Here is a 17,863-nt window from a genome sequence, read left to right on the forward strand (position 1 = left end):
TGTACAGATTTCAGCGATTAGGCGGCTTCAAGTAGACAAGGTGCACAATGGTTTGCGGCTGGCATGTCCTGATTCGCCAGAGAGGCGTAGGACCTGCCGCGCCGCAGACGCTGGCCCTACCCGAGGGTCGGCAACTCCCGAGAGGGTGCACTCCTCATGTTCATCAGCAAGTTCGCGGCGACTGTCGCCGCTGGCGTGCTGGTAGCGACTGGACTGGCCACCAGCGCAACCGCCGCCGCCCCTTTCAGAGATTCGGTGCAGATCAGCAACAACCTCGACTCCGGGACGCATGGCCCGTGGGCGTGGGACCTGCTGCGCCGCAGCGTCACCATCACCAAGACCATCGAAGGCGCCAACAACGCGCCGGACACCTACCGTGTGGTGCTGTCCGACTCGGGCGCTTTCACCACCATCAAGGGAGCCAAGTCGCCGCAGGCGGGCGTCACCATCTCCCGCGCGGTGACCGGGTCGTTCTCCGGCTCGTACACGTTCACGGTGACGTCTACGTCCGCTCCGAGCGCCGCCGGGGTGGACAACTCCTACGACTACGGCTGCTCGATCGGCGGGTCGTGCACGAAGCCAGCAGAGACGAGCGCCTGGCCAAAGCTGTACTTCAACGACCCGCAGGCGGAAGTGACGCCGAACCACGACTGGCAGTGGACGTACCGCACCTGCGCCGAGACGTGGCGGAACGCCGACCCCGCCGTGGGCGGCAACTCCGGCGACATCACCGGCGCCCACTGCGACGCCCAGGTGACCGCGCTCGCGCCGACCGTGACCCAGCCCGACTGCGGCACCACCCGGGGCGAGCTGGTCATCCCCGCCAAGAAGGGCGTCCGCTACGAGGTGCGCGGCAAGGCGTGGCGTGCCGGCACGTTCAAGGTCCGCCCTGGCTCGTACCGGGTGGTCGCCGTGGCGAAGGACGGGTATGTGCTGCGTGGTGACCGGCGGTGGCGTCTGACCGTGGACGAGGCGAAGGCGTGCCCGACGCCCACGGCCACCCCGACGGTGACGGTGAGCCCGACTCCGACTGGCGACCCCGACGACCGTGAGGCCACCCCGAAGTCTCCGACGCTGACGCAGGCCACCTGCGACGACAAGACCGCCTCCGTCTCCATCCCCGAGGTCCCGGGCGTGGTGTACAAGACGTCCAGCGGCAAGACGGTGGAGCAGGGCAAAACGTACAGCGTCGACCCCGGCTCGGTGACCATCACCGCTGAGGCGGCGGACGGCTACACGCTGGCCGACGGCGCTGAGTCGGAGTGGACGCTGGTCCTGTCCGAGGCTCCCACGGACTGCCCGACTGCTACGCCGACGACCACCACGCACGTCACGGTCGTCAACAACATCCCGGTGCCCGCCCGCGTGGACACCGGTCTCGGCGGTCTCGCCAAGTAGTCCCCCTCGGGCTGGACCGTCGCACAGGCGGTCCAGCCCTCTTTCTCTTTGGAGCCCCTCATGCGTCGTCTCGCCCTTGTAGCCGCCTGCCTGGTCCTCGCGTCCGCCTGTGGCGCGAACGGCTCTCCTGAGCCGTCTCAGCCATCTCTACTCGCGGCTCCTCCGTCTACCTCAGCCACACCCGGCACGCTCACCCAGCGAGTCTCAGAGCCCTCACGGATCCGCATCCCCAGCATCGGAGTGGACGCCCGCATCGTGAAGGTCGGACTCAAGGCCAACGGCGACATGGAGACGCCGTCGTTCGGCCGCGCCGGGTGGTACTCCAAGGGTCCGAAGCCCGGCGAGGACGGCCCCGCCGTCGTCATCGCCCACGTGGACTCCAAGACCGGCCCCGACGTGTTCGCCAAACTGAAGCAGGTGAAGAAGGGCGCGAAGATCCAGATCACCGACAAGGCGGGCGTCACGTACGAGTTCGTCGCACAGCGCTCCCAGCAGACCGCCAAGACCGCGCTCCCGGCCAAGCAGATCTGGGGAAAGACGGACGGCCCGGCGCTGCGGCTCATCACATGCGGAGGAGCGTTCGACAAGGCGTCAGGGCACTACCTGTCCAATGTCGTGCTGTGGGCCGACGAGGCCTGAGTCCCGACAGCACGAAACGGCCCGCCGCTCCCGAAGGAACGGCGGGCCTTTCGTATCACCCCGGGGAGGGGGTGGTCCCTACATCAGCGGACGCTCGACGCGACCGGCCCCGACGTCGGGGTCACATTCGCCCTGAGCACCAGCGCCAGCACGATGGACAGCACCGTGACCGTAGCGCCGATCTGATCGGCGGTGAACTCCAGCCCAAACCCCGCCACGGCGGCCATCACCGTGGACACCGCGCCGGTGAGAGCCGACACCACGAACGGGCGGGTCATCACGGCGACGACCGCGGCCAGCACGCCAGTGGCGATCGTCGAGATCGCGGCGACCTGTACCTGCGACAGGTCCAGCCCGTAGGCGACCAGCAGAGCAACCAGCGAGTTGATCGTGTAGACGATCACCGCGGGCTCCTGGCCGAAGATCGTTACCTTCTTCATGGCGCTCCTCAGCGCTCAGAGGGATGCGAAAGGGCGGCCCGCATCTGGCGGGACCGCCCCGGGACTGAGAGACGCGCCTCGGAGACCGCTTCTCAGTGACGATCAGTCGGGCTACTTGCCCACGTCCAGCCGCACGCTCACGTTCTCGATCTCCGTACGGATCCGGTCCAGCAGCGCGTCAGCGTCAATCGCGGCATCACGGGCGGCCAGAGCCTCCGCGAGAGTCTTGATCGTGGCGTTCATCGCGTCCAGCTTCGCCTCGATCTTCCGCAGGTGCTCCCCGTGGTTGACCAGGACGTTCCGGGCCTGCCACTCCGGGTTCTCCTTCGAGCCGTACGTGACCGGGATCTCGTACGTCCACACGTCCTTAGCGGACACGTCGTCCTCCTCGTAGTCGGGGTTCCAGAAGCCGGCGATCACGTCCGCTGACCGGACACGTCTCTTGCAGGCGTCTCCCGTGTTGCCTTCGATGGTTTGCACCCGGCCGTCCGGCAGGACCTTCTCCACCAGGCCCACGTGGTCGATCGCGGCGATCCGGTCAGAGAACGCCCAGTCGAAGTAGATGACCGCGCCCGGCTTGCAGTACTTCTTGATGTTGGCGACCGTGCCGGCGTGCCAGCGGCCGAGCCGTTCGCCGTCCTCAGCGCTCCACACCGTGTAGGCCCTGTCCCCGCGCGGCAGCACCGCGTCCGTGTTGTCGGACCTACGCGCCCACCACGTGATGCTCATCTGGCACCACGCCACCGCGAGGAACTCGGCGCCGTTGCGTTTGGCGTAGTCGCGGGTGATCCGGTTCGGCCTGCCCGTCAGCCCGAGATCCTCGCGGGCGGTGGCCAGCATGGCTTTGGCGGTCACTCGCCCTCCTCGTCGCCGGCGCCCCGGTAGACGCCGTCCTCATCCGCCGGCCCGTACAAAGCCTGTAGGACCTGCTCTTCGTCGTCTTCGGTGGCGCCCCAGTGGTGGAGGTCCACGCCGTCCTCGGTGAACTCGGCTTCGGTCTTCGCCTTCACCGCGCCTCCTGCTTGTGTTCGCGGCGCTTTCGGCGCCAGGTCCGGATGATGATGGCCAGCCGCCATCCGAGCACGATGGGCACGCCGGCGAACGCGAGGGACCGCAGGGCGCGGATCACGTCGGAGTCGGGCACCCACACCCGCAGCGCCCACAGGCACAACACGGCGGCGAGCACCCCCTGGAACGCCATCACATGCCGACCGGCCGGGGTTTCCCACCAGCGGGCCAGCATCGCCTGAGCCACCACACACGCCACCGCGATCAGCGCAGTCACGATCAGGAAGACGCTGCCGACCAGGTACAGCTCGTCATGCACGAGAGCCACCCCCGAACGCCTCGTCGAGGAGCTGGCCGAAACCGTTCGCCTCCCGCAACTCGCGCAGCCTGCGCGCGATCGACCTGGTGCGTACGGCCCGCTCCCGCGCCTGGCTGAGCTCCTGCTGAGCCCGGAGCTTCGACTCCGCAGCCTCACGCTCGGCGCGTCTGATCTCTTCCTCTGGCGTCATGAGTGAGCCTCGCTCTGGCGCTTCCTGATCTCCTCCAGCAGCGCCATCGCTGTCTGGCTACTTTCGGCCGCGGCCTGCAACGCCGCCCTCGTCTCCTCGGCATGCGCCTTCCGCGTCAGGTCGTGGGCGGCTCTCTCCGTCTCGTAGAGCTTTCGCCACTGCTCCAATTCGCGGACCAGCCGATCCCCCGAAGGTTTGGGGACCACCCAGCCCTTGAGGAAGAGGAACAGCGTGATCCCGGCGAGCCCGGCGTTGAGGATGAGGCCGATGACGTTCGGGTCCTGCACGCATGTACCTCAGTTCCTTGATCAGTGGGTATCGAGGGGTGGCCGCCCGCGTTCCCTCTACCGACGCGTCCAGCGCACCCTCAAGGCCGGGGTCGATACGCGGGCGGCCACGTTCAGAACTCGATGAAGCCGGCGCCGCCCAGGCTGTCGAGTAGTTGGAGAAACGACTGGTAGATCGAGCTCGTGGACGCGACGTGCGCCTGAGCCCACGTCTGGTTGTACGACGACGGCGCGTCGGACAGGTCCACGTCGGGGGTGACCACGCTGGAGCCGACGCCCGGCATGCGTTTGACCTCGCCGTCGGATGTGGCGACGTAGAAGTCGCCGGACGCGCATCCGATCTGGACGTGGCCTGACGGGACGGTGGGGACGCTCATGTCGGCCAGCAGCCATCCCTGCGACGCTTTGGTGACGCCGGGGCGTTGCCGTAGCTGGGCTTCGAGGTGGTCGACGCGGGCCGCGAGTTGCCGGATCTGCTCGAACAGGTCGTCGGGGAAACGGTCGGCCATCACGCATCGCCTCCCGTAAGGCTAGGGCCGCCGACGTCCAGCCCTTCGAGGATGAGTTTCGCTTCTTCTTTGCCCTCGTCGCGGCCTACGGGGGTGATCTGCAGGCCGATGATGCGGCGGGTCCGCCAATGCGGGCGGTGCCATTCGTTGTCCAAGTAGATGCGGCACCAGTCGCCCAGCTTGTTCGGGTGGAGCGACGGGTTGGCGCCGAGCACCACCGTGTACTGTTCCACCCGCAAAGCCCCGGGGGCGACGCTCGCCCAATAGGCGGCGTAGTCCTCCAGGGTCTCCTGGTCCACAACGTCGCTGTAGGACAGGGTGCGGTCGATGCGGGGCCAGCCCGCCATCAGATGGTCGGCCGCCTCGTAGACGGCTGACATGAGCGGCTCGGCTGTGACGGACGCGTCAGCGTCGGCGGCCGGGGTGCCGCCGCGGGCCCGCCACCGGGTCGCGCCGCGCAGCGCGTCGATCTCGTCCTGCCATTCGATGACGTCGCCGCCGTTGAACCCGTCCGCGAAGACGTGCTCCACCGTGTCGCTGGCGAGCGTCGGATACCCCCAGCGGATTTGGCGGACGATCGTCCCTTCGGCGATGCCGACGTCGATGGTGTACTCGAACCCGTTGTTCACCTCGGACAGCTCTTTGATGCGCTGCCCGTAGGTGCCGCCGTCGTCGCCGTACTGCCGATCCCGCAGCACTCCCGACATGCCGGCGGCGACCGACAGGCCGATGTTGGAGAACGGCTGGCCTTGCAGGTTGGACAGCAGGCCGCGCAGGATGTCGATCTGGTCGACCTGCTCGAAGAACAGTTCCTGCTGCATTTCGACGGCGGACAGCCAGCCGTCAAGAGTGGTGCCCTGCAATTGGATGGAGGGCGTGTCTCGGCCGGACCGGGACGGTGTGGCTCGGGTGATCCAATACTCGCCCCAGATGTCGCCTCCGCGCAGCACGTCCACGACGATCACGCCGGGGCCTGCGGACAGGACTGTGGAGTCGCGCGGGATGACCTCCGCCACCAGGTCGGCGGTGCGCCGGTTGGGGATCGGGATCGTCGCCGAGAACGTGCCGGGTGCGCTGATCCGCTTGTCGAACGTGACGTTCTCCAAGTCGAGGAACCCGAGGAACTGGCCATCTCGCAGGCGCCGGGCCCGGTAGGAGTACAGGGCGGTGCCGCGGGCCGGCGTGTACGGCGGATAGTCCGGGATCTCTGGCTCTTGCGTGACCGCCGACGCGATCGAGATGGACACGCCGATGTCGCTGCGCGTGTCGGCCGGGGAGACGCTGAACGACTGGACACCGGAAGCGGCCGACGAGTTGATGACTTTGCTGGCGGCGGCGGACGAGATCAGCCCGACCGCGTCCGCGGCGGTGCCGCGCAGCACATACCCGGACGGCGCCGACCAGCCCAGGTGCTCGTCGTCCACCGCGGCGACCCGGATCTCCAGGTGCGGCGCGCCGGCCGGTGTCACGTTCGGGGTGGGTGCCGACTGGGACGACCCGCCGGACGAGATGACGATGTTGGGTGCGGTGCTCTGGTCGGCGTCCTGGACGGCGATGATGTGGACGGTGCCGTCGGCGTTGCTGGCCTGCCCGAACGTGTAGCTGTCCGGTTCGCCGATCCCGGCGATCCGGCGGGAGACGCGGACGAAGAACCCGTTCCCGCTGCCGGTCGCCTGGGAGGTCCAGCCTTGCTGCTGTGTGCCGCCGAGCCCGACCGTGTTGGTGTGGATCGCCCACAGGTGGTCTCCCGCGGCCACGCCTGGCGGCTTCAGGACGAAGATTTCGCCGCTGGAGTCGCCTGCTGCGCTGGAGGAGCGGACAGTGATGGTCAAGAGCCGCCCCCCTGTCCAGGTTTGCGCAGGTCAGAGCCAGGAGTCGCGGTATAGGCAGACGGCTGGGCTGTCTCCGCCGGAGTTGGCGCTGTACTTCAACGTGTTGGTGCCGCGGGCCAGCACCCACTCCGTCACGGGGACGGACACGCCGGTGAGTGTCCGCATCTGGGAGTCGGATCCGACGGTGACGGTGCCGACGTCGGTGTCGATCACCATCTGTTCGCTGTCATCGAGGGTGATCGAGAACTGCAGCACCCTGTCCAGCGTGAGGTTGGTGAGGGTGGGGTCCACGACGGGGCCCGGGATGCGCACGATCGGGTGGGTGGCGACGTTGCCCGCGTTCGACACGACGATCTCTTCGTCGAGTAGCAGGTCAACGCCGGACCGGGAGAGGCTGTACCGTCGCGGATCCGCGCACACGATCATCACCGAGACGGTGGGGGCGCCCACGCTGTACAGGTCGTCCATGGCGACGTCGCGGTCCACGATCGCGCCGAACGCCAGCTGCGCGTCGCCGAAGCCTTTGATGACGAGCGGCCATTCCGTCTCGTCTTCCAGGACGCCCGTCACCTGGTCCAACTGGCTGAGAAGGTCGTCGATCTCGGTTTCGTTGCCGATGCTGTTCGGCTGCAGCCGGATCGTGACGACGCGCTGCTGCGCCAGCCTGCGGGCGGGCCATGCGCCGTGCCGGGACGGGCGTTGCACGTTCAAGTTGTCGAGTTGGGGAAGCGACCGCCAGCCGGTGATCTCCTGCACCGTGAACGGCGTGCCCGGCCCCCACACGGTGCCGTTCCACTCGATCTGCCCGTCCGCGCCGGTCAGATTGTCGCCCGGGTTGGTGGGGACGACCGCGACGATCGCCGGGAACTCCCACTCCAGGCTGAACGCCGGAAGTCCGACCGGGAGCGAAACCCTCGGGAACTCCCACCCGAGCGCAAACGAGCCGAGCGGGATGGTGACAGACGGGGACACCACCTGCAGGGACGGGAACTCCCACCCGAGCGAGAACGACGGCAGATCAGTGGCCGCCTGCCAGTAGGTGAGCCGCCCGACGTTGGTTACCGGGATCGGCTGGGAACGGCCGAGACGAGCCACACGCCCCCCTCAAGATCAGTAGAAGGCGGCGCGCTGAATCGCCTGACCGAACACCAGCGGCTTCGAGGTGTGGAACGGCATCGTCGCGACCGCGACCGTGAGCCCCATGTGGGCGCCCGTCGCCGACGAGATCGTGAAGTTCTGGATGCCCGACGCCGCCCCGGACGACAACTGCTTGGTCGCCAACGTCGCCGACGTGAACGTGTTGGACTGGCGATCGACCCGCTCCGTGTAGGTGGCAGGCGGCGTCCACGTCAACGCCCCGCCGATCACGGCCTTGCTCGCCGCCCACCGCAATTCCAGGTCGTCCGCGCCGGTCGGCGTGATCGACGGAGACGGGATCGACGTGCTGGATGTGCTGGACGCGCTGGACGCGCTCACCGGCGTCGTCGTCGCAGCCGACATGACGGCCGCGATACCGACCACACCGTCAGCGTTGGAGCTCTGAACGAAACCGTACGAGGCCGGCTCGGAAGCGCCTGCGATCTTCCACCAGACTTTCGTCCCGGGATCGCCGCCGACCCACTGCTGCTGCCGCAGCAGAGTCCACGTCGTACCCCCTGTCGGGGTCGTCATGGCGGCGAGCGTGCCGACGTCGGCCGTGTGGAACGCCAGCAGCAGATCGCCCGCTTCGGTCCCGGTCGGCTTATTGCAGGAGATCGACGCGCCCGAGTTCGCCGCTGAGGCGACCGCCCGTAGCGAGGCGGACACCTACTCCTCCCACACCACATAGGTGTAGGCGTTCACTGCGGCGGCGGCGGTCACCCGAACCCGCAGGAACTTCGACACCGGAACCCGGAACTCGCGCCCCAACGGCCACTGCTTCACATACAAGGTCGTTGGGCTGATCAGCTGAAGGTCGCCGGTACGGGTCGCCGTGATCGTCCCCTCAGAGCTGGACGTGTAGCCCGTGGCACTCGTCCCGAGCGTCATCAGCGACGCAGGAGCGCCCGGGTCGTCATACGGCTGCACACCGGCGGCGACGTGCGCCGTCACCGTGGCTGCGACATCCGTTTGGATCAGCTCGCACCGGATCGGCTCCGCCGCGGTGCTGCCGTCGAAGCTGATCCCCCACTCCACGACCTTGATCGACCGGGTGGACGGGGTGGCGATCTGCAGCAGCGTCTTCGCCGCCGTACCCGTAGTGACAGGCGAGGGTGCCGCCGTCGTGGCCATCGCCGCGTTCGACGCCCAGTACAAGGCCATGACCGGCCCCTTTCAATGCGAAAGCCCCGCACGCCGGCGGGGCTGAAGATCGGATATGAGGCGGGTCAGAGGAGCGGGCCGACCACGTTGAGCTTGATCACACCGTCGGTGTGGATGTTGACGCTGAACGTGCCGTCCTGGGAGCTGTACTCCTGGATGAACGACCGGAAGACGATCGCCCGGTTGGACAGGCCCGTCGCATAGAACAGGCCACCCTTCGCATCCGTGATGGTGCTGCTCGGCCAGGAGATGTTGTCGAAGTCCCAGCGCACATATCCCGGGCTACTGGACAGCTCCTCGAACACGACGCTCGTCAACGCCAGCCCGCCCGCGCTGTACCCGGCGCCGGACACTTCACCGCTGGAAAACGGCGACGACCCGTACGCCGGGTTCGCCTGGGAGGCGTCCGGCGTCACACTGTCCTGAAACAGCGCAATCTTGAAAGCGCCCGCCGTCGTGTCCCCCAAATTCAGCGCGATCGCATTCGTCAGCGCCTTGACCTGGGTGTCCACGAACAGCAGATCGCGAGTGATGGCCACCACTAGCTCCTAAGGTTGATCGAAACGTCGCGGTGGTAGCCGCCGTGCTCGTCGGTACGTTCGGTCACGTCGTTGCCCGCCTGATCACGCACCGTCTTGCGGGTCGGCGAGTCCTCCAGCACCTGGTCGCGGGTCTGCCACGACCAGCCGGCGGGCCGGACCTGGACCCCTTTGGCCCGCATGTACTGGCCGAACGTGATCCCGGACGCGGGGTCCCAAGACATGACGAAACCGCCCTCCTACCTGGTAAAAGAAGCGATGGGAGGGCGGTTACCGCCCGCGCGCCCGGACCTTCATCGCCACGGATTCGGCGAACATGTTGGCGTCCACGTCGTTGTTCACAGTCTGGTTTTGGATCACCACGGCCGGGCCGGCCGCCATGCCGTCGCGGCCCCACGTCCCCGAAGAGCCGTGCACCCGCTCAGCGGGTGTGGACGAACTCGGAGCGGGCGCCGACTGCTGAGGCGCGGACACCTGCGAATAGTTGACCGGCCGCGACGTCACGAACGCCGACTCGTGCGTCGACACGTATCCCGGACCGTCCAAGCCGTACGAGCCCGCGACCGAGTACTCCTCCCGGAACCCGTCAGACGACTTCGGGCCGGACCCGGCGACCATGCCCGGCTTGGTGTCCTTCTTCCCTGACGACGACTTGCTCGACGCGGACGACGCCGCCTGCTTGGCCGCGCCGACCGCCGCCGCCAGCGCGTCCACCGACGACGTCAACCCGTCCACGCTGGTGGTCACCGACCCGGTCATCACCGTGACCGCGTCCGACGTGACCGTGCCCAGCCGGGTCATCGTGTCGCCCACGATCGCCGACCCCGCCAACCACGACTGATTCAGCTGGTCAGCAGAAGAGCCGACCTTGGAGATGCTGGACGTCAGCGTGCCCGTCTCGCCCATCGTGTTCTGCAGAGACCCCATGACGCCGGTCAGGCCGTCAACGATCCGAAGGCCGGAGTCGTCGATCGTGACCGACAGATCCGCCATCCCCTGCGCTGCCTGGGCGTTGTTGAGCTGCAGGCCGAAATCGTTCGCGACCTGCGCCAACAGGCCGATCGCGCGATCCCTGTACCGATCCTCATACGGGATGAACGCCTCTTGATCGGCGCCCTCCCCATACAGGATCGTCGGCCCGGTGGCCATGTTCGGAGGGGTTGACCTGCCGCCGGCAGCGAACTTCTGCAGCCCACCGCGGGCGTAGGCGAAGATGCCGCCAGCCCGGGCCGGCATGTTCTGCTTGGCCATCAGGCTGACCGCGAGCTGCCGGTCGCCGACCTTCTTCACGAATCGTTCGAACGACTCCTGGGCCTCTGTCGTGTCGAGGCCGAGTTTGATGTAGATCTGCTTGTTCTTGAAGGCGTTCAGGACGTCCTGGAAGTCCTTCGCGCTCTTCATGGCTTTCTCGGCGTCCTCGCGGGAAATGCCGTACGCCTCGGCCAGCTTCAGCACCTGCTCGCGGGCCTCGCTGTTCTTGCCGGCGAGGTCGCCGAGCTTCGGCAACTGCTCCAAGATCTTGAGCGTGGCGTCGCTCGTCTTGCCCGACAGGGTGGCCGCCCCGTCAGCGGCGCCCTTCACCGCGGTGATGTACTCGGAGAACTTCTGCCGCGCCTGGATGACAGCGTCCCGCTGACGGTCCGTCATAGTCGCGCTGACCTGCAGTTTGCCGTTCGCCGCGTTGATCGCCTGCTCAGCCGCGTTGTACGCGGTCTTCAGGTTCTGCATCGCAGTCAACGCGTCGGTGCGCGACGAGAAAGCGTCGAGCGAGGAGTTGAAGCCATCCATCGCCAGCTTGCCCTTGTCCACCCCGGCCGCAGCCTCTGCGGCAGCGTTGCCCGCGACGCGCAGCGACTGGTTGTAGGTGGGGAGCAGCTGGTTGAGCTTCTCCACCGGGATGCCCTGCGCCTGTGCCTGCTTGGCCAACTCCTGGAAGGCCCGGGCGGCGGTGTCAGCGTTGCCGCTGGTCACCATGCCGGCCAGGACCTTGTCCATGTCGGAGAACTTCTGCTCAAGGATGTCCACCGACGAGTCGATCCCGGGCAGGATCGCGGTCAGCTCCGACAGCGGGTGCAGCCAGAACATCTCGCCGAACGAAGGGTCCTGCAGTTCGCGGAGTCCGTCGCCGAACAGTTCGGCGGCCTTGCTGGCGTCGTCGAACGTGCCGCCCCACTGCTCGCCCAGGTCGCCGGCCCACTTGCCGGTCTGCCCAAGTTCGGTCAGGGCGAGGGTGAGTTCTCCCATCCCTTCGGAGTGGCCGGCCAGGTCGTTCATGGCCGAGCCGAGAAGCTCGAACCCGATCACCCCGGCGGACACGCCGACGGCGGCCTTACCGAACGCGGCCACCTTGCCCTGGGCCTTACCTGCCGCCGTGCCGGTCGCCGAGATCCCGCCAGCGAGGCCCTGCCAGGCAGCGGCGGCGTTCATGCCCATGCTGGCCAGCTTGATCGCGCCGATGGCGATGGCGATGGCCTGGATGCGTTCGGGATCCATCCCGGAGATGATCTTGGCTAGGAGGCTCAGGCCCGAAAACGCGCCGGTACTCAGCGGCGCCACCGCTTCGCCGATGCTGACCAGCGCCTTCGCCACATCCTTGATCAGCGCCCAGACTTCGGGAGCGGTCTCCTTGACGTCGGCCATGAACTGGTGGAACTGCTGATTGCTTTCGAGACCGGCTCCCCAGTCCGCGAACGCATCCGACAGGTGCTCGATGTTGCCGAGCAGTTCCATCCCGTACGGGAGGACCGCCTTGATGATCCCCGCGAACCCTGTGAAGGTGTCGATGCCGATCCGCCCCATGGTGGTGATCGCGCCAGGGATGTTGGTGTTCAGGTCGAAGAGGAACGCCTGCCAGAACTGGCCCCGCAGGGCAGCCTCGGCATCCTGGCCGAACTGGAGCAGGCCGGCGCTGGCCGACTTGGCGAGCGGGCCCGCCTCCTTCAGCCCGAGCCTCATCAAATCGAGACCCTTGTTGATCACCGGGAAGACGTCGGGCTCCAAGGACCGCTGCCAGGCGATGTACTCGTCCTTGAAGCTCTTGATGTTCTTGGCGAGTTCCTTCTCTTCCTTCGACAGGTCGGCGAAGGCGTCCTTCAGCTTGGCCGCCGCCCCGCCGCCGCCGGCCATGGCGGCCTGCTGCTGCAGGTGCAGCAGTTTGAGCTGCTGCTCCGCCTGGGCGACCTTGTCCTGCGTCTGCCGCAAGTTGTCGAGAGCGTCCTGGTACTCCTTGGTGCCCTTGACCCCAGCCGCGTTCGCTTCCGCGGTGTCCTTGCGGGCCCGCTGGGTCTTGACCTCTTGCTCACGGGCGCGCTGCTGCGCCATCTCCAGCGACAGCTGGGCGCGCTCGATCTCCAGCGCGGTCGCCTTCGGGTCTCCCTGCAGCTCGGCCAGCCGGGCTTCGGCCTCGCGGACCGCGAGGGCAGCGTCCTTCTGGCTGAGGATGGACCTCTCCAGCGAGAAGTTCATATCCTCCAAGGCCCTGCGCCCGGCCTCGCGCGCCCGGGTCAGGTCCTCTTGGGCGGCCCGCTCCTCGTTCTGCGCGTCCTTCAGCCGACGCTCAGCCTGCTCCAGCTGCAGCGCCTGCTGGGCGGCCTGAGCAGCACTCTGCCCGGCCCCGCCGGTCGCGCCCCCCGCCGCCTTGGCTGCCGTCTCCTGCGCCTTGAGTGCGTCGTTGATCCGGCCCAGCGCGGGCACGGCGACGGCGCCGAAGGCCGCCGCCCCTGCCCCGGCTGCCGCGAACGCGCCGCCGAGAGCGGTCACGCCGACGGCGATCGTGGTGACTGCCGGAAGGGAAGCCAGCGCTCCGCCGATCAGCGCAATGTTGCGTAGCGCACCCGAAACGTCGGCGTCCACCCGCACGTCGGCCGTACGCCCGTTGACCCGGGAAATCTCGGCGTCGACCGCGCGGAGTTCCGCCAGCGCCTCACCGATGTCGGCGCGGATGTTGATGTCGGCCTCGTTGCGCTGAAGCTGCTCCAGTTCGCGTTCGATCTCGCGGATCTGCGTCATCGCGTCGGCCGCGGAGATGTCGATGCCGATCTTCTTGTCGCCGAGCGACTCCATCTGCGAACGCAGCTGCGCGAACTTAATTTCAGCGGCCGTCGAGTCCGCATCGATCTTGATTTTCGGGAGCGCCTTCGTGGCTGCTTCGAGGCGGCGGCGCATCCGGTCGGCCGACGCGCCCGTCTCGGTCATCTGACGCGAAAGGTTCTGCGTCTCGCCCTTGGCTTCCCGCATCCCGGCGACGAATCCGGAGACGCGCGCCCTCAAGTTGATCGAAATCGAGCGCTCGGCCACCCTGCTCACCCCCGCCCGTCAGGTCACGAAATGAGCCGAATGGCGGCAATGAGGCGTTGGACCGTGGCATCATCGCCACGGATCGGGGGATCTCACGAAGGGACTTCGAGATGCTCCGCAACAGCGACCACATGGCCGGCGGGCCCGGCGACCCGAAGACCGGCCGGGAATGGTGGAGCTACTTCAAAGGCTGGCCGCTACGCGTGGTGCTCTCGGTGCTCGCGTTCTTCTTGTTCGCGCTCGTCGTCACCGTGCTCGACCAGCACGTGTACTGGTTCCACGCGCTGTTCAGGTGACCTGCTCGACGTGCCGCAACAAAGCCTCCGGCCGGACCGTCGGCTTCTTCGCACGCTCCTTGTCGTCCTTCAGCAACTCGTCGCACCCGTAGCAGCGCGCCGGATCCGGCACGTGGTAGCTGTGCACCGGTTCGCCGTCCCGCATCGCGGTCGTGTCGGCGAGCTGCAGCCCGCACCCGGGGCATTTGCCCGCCACCCACCGCCGCCACGCCTGCGCCCACGACACGTCCTCGGGTAGCCAGCGCGGCTCCCACGTGGTCTCGCTGCGGACCAGCAGGCCGTCCTCGTCGTAGAAGTACTCCGTCGTCGCCTGTGTCTGGCGTCCCAGCAGTTCACTGCGTGGGACGCCCCACATGGCGGCTACTTCGAGTTCTTCCTGGAGTTCTGGAGAATCGCGGAGGCGGCGAAGGAGAAAGGGACATCCACATCCCGCTTGTTCACCGAGAACGCGGCGCCGACGAGGCTGTCCCACTGCGCCTGCGTGAGCACGTCAGCGATCTGACCCGCCTCGTCCGCGGTCATGGTGGGCTCGACCGCGCACGCAGCGACGAGGGCGACCGAGAACTGCTCCCAGTCGACCTCCGCGCCCTTCTCCTTGTCCTCGTCGGACGGAGGGCACGACGCCACCAGGTCGGAGTACTGCTTGCGGGGCAGGCCGCGGAACTTGAACACCGTGGTGTGCTCGCGCATCCGCTCCCGCAGCTCCATGATCTGCTGCGCGATCTGCGTCGCCATGGGATTCGCGCCGCCGGCCAGTGTCCCCTCGGCGGGCTGGTCCCGAGCGATCTGCAGGTCTCGTTCCAGGTCCTCGAACTCGGCCTGCAGATCACCTGCCAGGCAGATCTGGACTGTCTTCTCGGGGCGCTTGACCTGGCCGATGATGTCCGCGATCGCGGACGGTCGGGTCGAGGTCATGCCGCCACCGTGGATTCGACGCTGTACGTGCCGGAGGCGTACAGCTTGAGCTGGACCTTCTCGTAGCTCTCCCGCTCGGGGGCGAGCGGGCGGCGCTCGCCGCAGGTCACCTCGTACACCTCGACCTTCTGGTCTGCGGCGTACGCGGTCGACGCCGTGACGCCTCGCCGCACCACCAGGAATCCCGCGGTGCCGCGGGTCATGACGGACCACATGCGGTCCGCGGCGGTGGTCGAGTCGCGGTAGTAGGTGAGCTCGATCTGCGCCTTCGACCGGCCCGGCGACTCGAAGTCCTGCGTACTCGCCAGAACGTTGCCCTCAACGGTGCCCTCATCGAAGGAGATGTCGAGACCATCGTCAGTGACGGTGTTCTCCAGGGCGACGATGCCAGAGTCGGTGAGCTCGGCGACCGTGGGCGCGGTGATGGACGAGATGGTGGGCACGAACGTGGCCTTGGTGTTGCCGTCGGTAAGCCGCTTAGCCACCGGGCTGCTCCTTCACATCCTGGGCAGCCCGAGCCGCCCTCTGGGTGGACTTGGGGGCGCCGGTCTTGTCCGGCGATTGCGCAGGCGACTCGTCCTGCTGAGAGGGGGCCGGTTCGGGGAGGATCGTGTAGCCCTCGCGGTGCTCCCAGAACTTGCGCGCGGTCGCGTCGATCTCGAACTCGTTGCCGTACGGGTCGCGAATCGTGAGCGTCGCCATGGGCTCAGATCCGCTCAACGGTGAAGGTCACGGACGTGGTGGACTCCCACCCGAGCGCGATCAGCCCATCAGTGGGGCTGATGTACTCGTTGAAGCTGAGCGGGATGACCTTCGTCGCGGCGGCCGCGATCGTGATCACCTTGTCGGGCAGGTCGCTGCCGTACGCGGACGTGCCGTGGACGGTGATCGTCAGGTCCACGTCGGCGCCGGCGCCGTTGGTGACGCGGAGGATGACATTCCTGTCGGGGGTGATCTTGTCGCCGGAGGCTGCGGTACGAGACGTCGCGACCAGGCCATCGGTCGTGATCGCCTGCGCGGAGTAGGTAGCCATGCGGGCTCTCCTCAGGGCATGAAAAAAGCCCGCCGTGGCGGGCCGAATGGATCAGAAGAGGGTCAGGTGGGGTCTGACCTGGTCAGGTATTGGGCGGTGGCGAAGAACAGCGCAGTTCCGTCGTCCTCGCGGCGAACGGGCTGCGAGCCTTCCTCGATCGCGGGCCACACCCGGCGCCCCGAAACCGTGGCGACGGTGCCCAGGACGGCAGCGGCCATCTTGTCCGCCACCCACGCGGCCTGATCACGCGTCGCACCGACGGACGTGATCTGGTAGCGCAGCTCGTTCGGGCCGTCGTTGGTGAGGTCGCGGTGGAAGCCCGACTTCATCCCGGTGTCGAAGTACGCCACCGCGTAGGGGGGCTCGGCGTCAGGCGATGCCTGAGCATCGTGGATCTTCAAGGTGTCCGGCACGGCCGCCCGCCAGGAGGCCAGAAGGGCATCTACGAGCGGCCTGGAGGGAAGCGGCGTCACAGGAGGCTCCGCACGATCTCATCCAGGCTCTTGTAGAACTTCGGCTCCTCCGCAACGGCTGCGCGGGCGCCATCCCAGTGGGGCGGCTGGTTACGGCTGCCATGCTCGAAACCTGGCCCCATCCCGCCCTGAGGCATCATCGACTCAGGGCCGACCGTCCACTCGATCGCTTCCGCGGCAGGAACCTGCTCCGTCGTGATCGTCTTCGGATACCGTTTGCCGTGCTTGCGCGCGGTCTCCTTGGCGTTCTTCCGCCACTGGTCACGCAACGCCTCTGCGTGCCGCTCAACCACCGGGTAGGTCTTGCTGGCAGCCTCATGTTCGGCGTTGTCGAGGTACTGGACGAGGTCAAGAAGTTCCGAGCCGTCAATGTCGGCCATCACCCCTCCTTGTCCTCCACGAGCAGCCGCCTGGCGGTCGCGGTTCCGGCGAGGGAGATGTCAATGACTTCGAGGTGCCGCCCGATCAGCCATGTGTCGTCGGACGCTGTGACGGTCAGACGGTCCTCTCGGGCGATCACCTCTGTGGTGTCCCACGGGAGTACGGCGGTGTACTGGTGCAGGGTGACTTCACGCTCGCCCCACTCGGTTTCACGGCCCGCGCCTTGTCCTGCCCGGCCGCCGGACTTGACCCGGCACACGCCCGTGTAGACCGTGGTCCACGCCTGTTCGAGCTGCCCGGTCTCGTCGTTGAGCACCGGGTCGCCGTCTTTGCGTTCCACCGTGCAGGTGTCGCGCATCAGCATGAGCGCCGCCGTCCGGCCCCGGGCGAGCACCCCTGAGACGCTCACCGCGGCCTCACCACGTACGCACCCGGAGCAGACCCGAGGAATCCGGCCAGAGACGCGCACTCGCCAGGGAGCAGCCCGGACGCCGTCTCCACCGCTTCGGCCGCGTACGTCACCGAGTAGTCGTCGATCGACTCGGACCGGATTCCTGCTTCCATGCCGGCGGCGTCGTCCGTTGCGGACAGCCGTACAGCGACGGAGCAGACCAACTCCAGCAGTTCGTCCGGGATGGTGGTGAACCCGTGCGTGTAGGTGACGTTGACGTCTCCGCACCACAGCGGGATGCAGTGGATGCGCTCCATGCCGTCCCACCGCCACCCGGAGAGCGTGTCCCCGCCGTCCTCCGCGAGCCGGGCCACGGTGGACACGGCGGTGATCGGCCCGCCCGGGAGCAGGACCTTCCCGCCGTCCACACGCCGGCGCACAGTCGAGGTGGTGGAGGAGATGGGGCGGCCCGCTTCCCGCCGCAGCCGGGCGGAGGCGCGGGCCAGGAACTCCATCTCCCTGCCGTCAGGCAGGGTGTAGCCGAGCCTGGCGGCGTCAGCAGGGGATGCGAGCGGAAGCGGTGGCATGACGCCTCCTCAGGATGAAGTCCGCTCGA

General features: G+C 67.6%; 26 protein-coding genes. 3 read left to right on the forward strand and 23 right to left on the reverse strand.

From position 1 onward, the window contains the following. The first annotated feature begins 156 nt into the window (after positions 1–156). Positions 157–1,398, forward strand: a complete 1,242-nt coding sequence (locus FH608_RS45975; protein ID WP_139637509.1) for a hypothetical protein — start codon at positions 157–159, stop codon at positions 1,396–1,398. A 60-nt stretch (positions 1,399–1,458) separates the two neighbouring features. Further along, a complete protein-coding gene (locus FH608_RS45980; RefSeq protein ID WP_139637510.1) occupies positions 1,459–2,037 on the forward strand; it encodes a class F sortase in 579 nt (192 codons plus the stop codon). Between the two features lie 83 nt (positions 2,038–2,120). On the opposite strand, the gene FH608_RS45985 is transcribed toward FH608_RS45980, so the two are convergent. The 14 genes from FH608_RS45985 to FH608_RS46045 form a co-directional block, all read right to left on the reverse strand. Further along, positions 2,121–2,477 (reverse strand): hypothetical protein, encoded by a 357-nt coding sequence (locus tag FH608_RS45985; protein WP_139637511.1) that lies wholly within the window; start codon positions 2,475–2,477, stop codon positions 2,121–2,123. 111 nt (positions 2,478–2,588) lie between these two features. Next, positions 2,589–3,332 carry a CHAP domain-containing protein gene (locus tag FH608_RS45990; protein ID WP_226900496.1) on the reverse strand — a complete coding sequence of 248 codons (744 nt, stop codon included), beginning with the start codon at positions 3,330–3,332 and terminating at the stop codon, positions 2,589–2,591. After that, the gene (locus tag FH608_RS52170; protein ID WP_193319014.1) at positions 3,329–3,487 is read right to left on the reverse strand and encodes a hypothetical protein; all 159 of its coding nucleotides are present in this window, start codon (positions 3,485–3,487) and stop codon (positions 3,329–3,331) included. The genes FH608_RS45990 and FH608_RS52170 overlap by 4 nt, the downstream gene beginning before the upstream one ends. Next, positions 3,484–3,804, reverse strand: coding sequence for a putative phage holin (locus tag FH608_RS45995; protein WP_139637512.1), 321 nt, complete (start codon positions 3,802–3,804; stop codon positions 3,484–3,486). Before FH608_RS45995 ends, FH608_RS52170 begins: the two co-directional genes overlap by 4 nt. Beyond that, positions 3,797–3,994 (reverse strand): DUF7620 family protein, encoded by a 198-nt coding sequence (locus FH608_RS46000; protein ID WP_139637513.1) that lies wholly within the window; start codon positions 3,992–3,994, stop codon positions 3,797–3,799. Before FH608_RS46000 ends, FH608_RS45995 begins: the two co-directional genes overlap by 8 nt. After that, positions 3,991–4,281, reverse strand: a complete 291-nt coding sequence (locus FH608_RS46005; protein WP_139637514.1) for a hypothetical protein — start codon at positions 4,279–4,281, stop codon at positions 3,991–3,993. Before FH608_RS46005 ends, FH608_RS46000 begins: the two co-directional genes overlap by 4 nt. 113 nt (positions 4,282–4,394) lie before the next feature. After that, complete coding sequence (locus FH608_RS46010) at positions 4,395–4,793, reverse strand: hypothetical protein (protein WP_139637515.1); 399 nt, start codon at positions 4,791–4,793, stop codon at positions 4,395–4,397. Next, positions 4,790–6,622, reverse strand: coding sequence for a hypothetical protein (locus FH608_RS46015; protein WP_139637516.1), 1,833 nt, complete (start codon positions 6,620–6,622; stop codon positions 4,790–4,792). Before FH608_RS46015 ends, FH608_RS46010 begins: the two co-directional genes overlap by 4 nt. Positions 6,623–6,652: 30 nt before the next feature. After that, positions 6,653–7,717 carry a phage tail family protein gene (locus FH608_RS46020; RefSeq protein WP_139637517.1) on the reverse strand — a complete coding sequence of 355 codons (1,065 nt, stop codon included), beginning with the start codon at positions 7,715–7,717 and terminating at the stop codon, positions 6,653–6,655. Positions 7,718–7,732: 15 nt separating this feature from the next. Continuing rightward, positions 7,733–8,428 carry a hypothetical protein gene (locus FH608_RS46025; RefSeq protein ID WP_139637518.1) on the reverse strand — a complete coding sequence of 232 codons (696 nt, stop codon included), beginning with the start codon at positions 8,426–8,428 and terminating at the stop codon, positions 7,733–7,735. Next, entirely contained in the window at positions 8,429–8,923 is a 495-nt protein-coding gene (locus FH608_RS46030; RefSeq protein WP_139637519.1) for a hypothetical protein, read from the reverse strand. Between the two features lie 65 nt (positions 8,924–8,988). Further along, entirely contained in the window at positions 8,989–9,462 is a 474-nt protein-coding gene (locus FH608_RS46035) for a hypothetical protein (RefSeq protein ID WP_139637520.1), read from the reverse strand. A 2-nt stretch (positions 9,463–9,464) separates the two neighbouring features. Further along, positions 9,465–9,686 (reverse strand): hypothetical protein, encoded by a 222-nt coding sequence (locus FH608_RS46040; protein WP_139637521.1) that lies wholly within the window; start codon positions 9,684–9,686, stop codon positions 9,465–9,467. Between the two features lie 46 nt (positions 9,687–9,732). Beyond that, positions 9,733–13,758, reverse strand: coding sequence for a coiled-coil domain-containing protein (locus tag FH608_RS46045; protein ID WP_139637522.1), 4,026 nt, complete (start codon positions 13,756–13,758; stop codon positions 9,733–9,735). 110 nt (positions 13,759–13,868) lie between these two features. On the opposite strand from FH608_RS46045, the gene FH608_RS46050 reads away from it, so the two are divergent. After that, the gene (locus tag FH608_RS46050; RefSeq protein WP_139637523.1) at positions 13,869–14,054 is read left to right on the forward strand and encodes a hypothetical protein; all 186 of its coding nucleotides are present in this window, start codon (positions 13,869–13,871) and stop codon (positions 14,052–14,054) included. Here the strand turns inward: FH608_RS46050 and FH608_RS46055 are convergent. The 9 genes from FH608_RS46055 to FH608_RS46095 form a co-directional block, all read right to left on the reverse strand. Then, entirely contained in the window at positions 14,047–14,409 is a 363-nt protein-coding gene (locus FH608_RS46055; RefSeq protein WP_139637524.1) for a hypothetical protein, read from the reverse strand. The genes FH608_RS46050 and FH608_RS46055 overlap by 8 nt on opposite strands. Before the next feature lie 5 nt (positions 14,410–14,414). Beyond that, positions 14,415–14,969: a hypothetical protein gene (locus tag FH608_RS46060; protein WP_139637525.1), complete on the reverse strand. Its 555-nt coding sequence runs from the start codon at positions 14,967–14,969 to the stop codon at positions 14,415–14,417. Next, a complete protein-coding gene (locus FH608_RS46065) occupies positions 14,966–15,454 on the reverse strand; it encodes a phage tail tube protein (RefSeq protein WP_139637526.1) in 489 nt (162 codons plus the stop codon). The genes FH608_RS46060 and FH608_RS46065 overlap by 4 nt, the downstream gene beginning before the upstream one ends. Then, positions 15,447–15,689 (reverse strand): hypothetical protein, encoded by a 243-nt coding sequence (locus tag FH608_RS46070; protein ID WP_139637527.1) that lies wholly within the window; start codon positions 15,687–15,689, stop codon positions 15,447–15,449. The genes FH608_RS46065 and FH608_RS46070 overlap by 8 nt, the downstream gene beginning before the upstream one ends. Continuing rightward, the gene (locus FH608_RS46075; RefSeq protein WP_139637528.1) at positions 15,676–16,002 is read right to left on the reverse strand and encodes a hypothetical protein; all 327 of its coding nucleotides are present in this window, start codon (positions 16,000–16,002) and stop codon (positions 15,676–15,678) included. Before FH608_RS46075 ends, FH608_RS46070 begins: the two co-directional genes overlap by 14 nt. A gap of 62 nt (positions 16,003–16,064) precedes the next feature. Further along, positions 16,065–16,475 carry a DUF3168 domain-containing protein gene (locus tag FH608_RS46080; RefSeq protein ID WP_139637529.1) on the reverse strand — a complete coding sequence of 137 codons (411 nt, stop codon included), beginning with the start codon at positions 16,473–16,475 and terminating at the stop codon, positions 16,065–16,067. Next, a complete protein-coding gene (locus FH608_RS46085; protein ID WP_139637530.1) occupies positions 16,472–16,855 on the reverse strand; it encodes a hypothetical protein in 384 nt (127 codons plus the stop codon). The genes FH608_RS46080 and FH608_RS46085 overlap by 4 nt, the downstream gene beginning before the upstream one ends. Beyond that, positions 16,855–17,265: a DUF6093 family protein gene (locus tag FH608_RS46090; protein WP_139637531.1), complete on the reverse strand. Its 411-nt coding sequence runs from the start codon at positions 17,263–17,265 to the stop codon at positions 16,855–16,857. Before FH608_RS46090 ends, FH608_RS46085 begins: the two co-directional genes overlap by 1 nt. Continuing rightward, entirely contained in the window at positions 17,262–17,834 is a 573-nt protein-coding gene (locus FH608_RS46095) for a head-tail connector protein (RefSeq protein ID WP_139637532.1), read from the reverse strand. The genes FH608_RS46090 and FH608_RS46095 overlap by 4 nt, the downstream gene beginning before the upstream one ends. Between the last annotated feature and the right edge of the window lie 29 nt (positions 17,835–17,863).

Source organism: Nonomuraea phyllanthi (assembly GCF_006334985.2).
Lineage (GTDB): Bacteria > Actinomycetota > Actinomycetes > Streptosporangiales > Streptosporangiaceae > Nonomuraea > Nonomuraea phyllanthi.

What these genes read in the sequence shown, in the direction of transcription:
- FH608_RS46060 (WP_139637525.1), bottom strand. Translation starts at nt 14,969, where the DNA reads ATGACCTCGACCCGACCGTCCGCGATCGCGGACATCATCGGCCAGGTC.
- FH608_RS46095 (WP_139637532.1), bottom strand. Translation starts at nt 17,834, where the DNA reads ATGCCACCGCTTCCGCTCGCATCCCCTGCTGACGCCGCCAGGCTCGGC.
- FH608_RS45985 (WP_139637511.1), bottom strand. Translation starts at nt 2,477, where the DNA reads ATGAAGAAGGTAACGATCTTCGGCCAGGAGCCCGCGGTGATCGTCTAC.
- FH608_RS46075 (WP_139637528.1), bottom strand. Translation starts at nt 16,002, where the DNA reads ATGGCTACCTACTCCGCGCAGGCGATCACGACCGATGGCCTGGTCGCG.
- FH608_RS46055 (WP_139637524.1), bottom strand. Translation starts at nt 14,409, where the DNA reads ATGTGGGGCGTCCCACGCAGTGAACTGCTGGGACGCCAGACACAGGCG.
- FH608_RS45980 (WP_139637510.1), top strand. Translation starts at nt 1,459, where the DNA reads ATGCGTCGTCTCGCCCTTGTAGCCGCCTGCCTGGTCCTCGCGTCCGCC.
- FH608_RS46050 (WP_139637523.1), top strand. Translation starts at nt 13,869, where the DNA reads ATGCTCCGCAACAGCGACCACATGGCCGGCGGGCCCGGCGACCCGAAG.
- FH608_RS45975 (WP_139637509.1), top strand. Translation starts at nt 157, where the DNA reads ATGTTCATCAGCAAGTTCGCGGCGACTGTCGCCGCTGGCGTGCTGGTA.
- FH608_RS46030 (WP_139637519.1), bottom strand. Translation starts at nt 8,923, where the DNA reads ATGGCCTTGTACTGGGCGTCGAACGCGGCGATGGCCACGACGGCGGCA.
- FH608_RS46040 (WP_139637521.1), bottom strand. Translation starts at nt 9,686, where the DNA reads ATGTCTTGGGACCCCGCGTCCGGGATCACGTTCGGCCAGTACATGCGG.
- FH608_RS46085 (WP_139637530.1), bottom strand. Translation starts at nt 16,855, where the DNA reads ATGGCCGACATTGACGGCTCGGAACTTCTTGACCTCGTCCAGTACCTC.
- FH608_RS46000 (WP_139637513.1), bottom strand. Translation starts at nt 3,994, where the DNA reads ATGACGCCAGAGGAAGAGATCAGACGCGCCGAGCGTGAGGCTGCGGAG.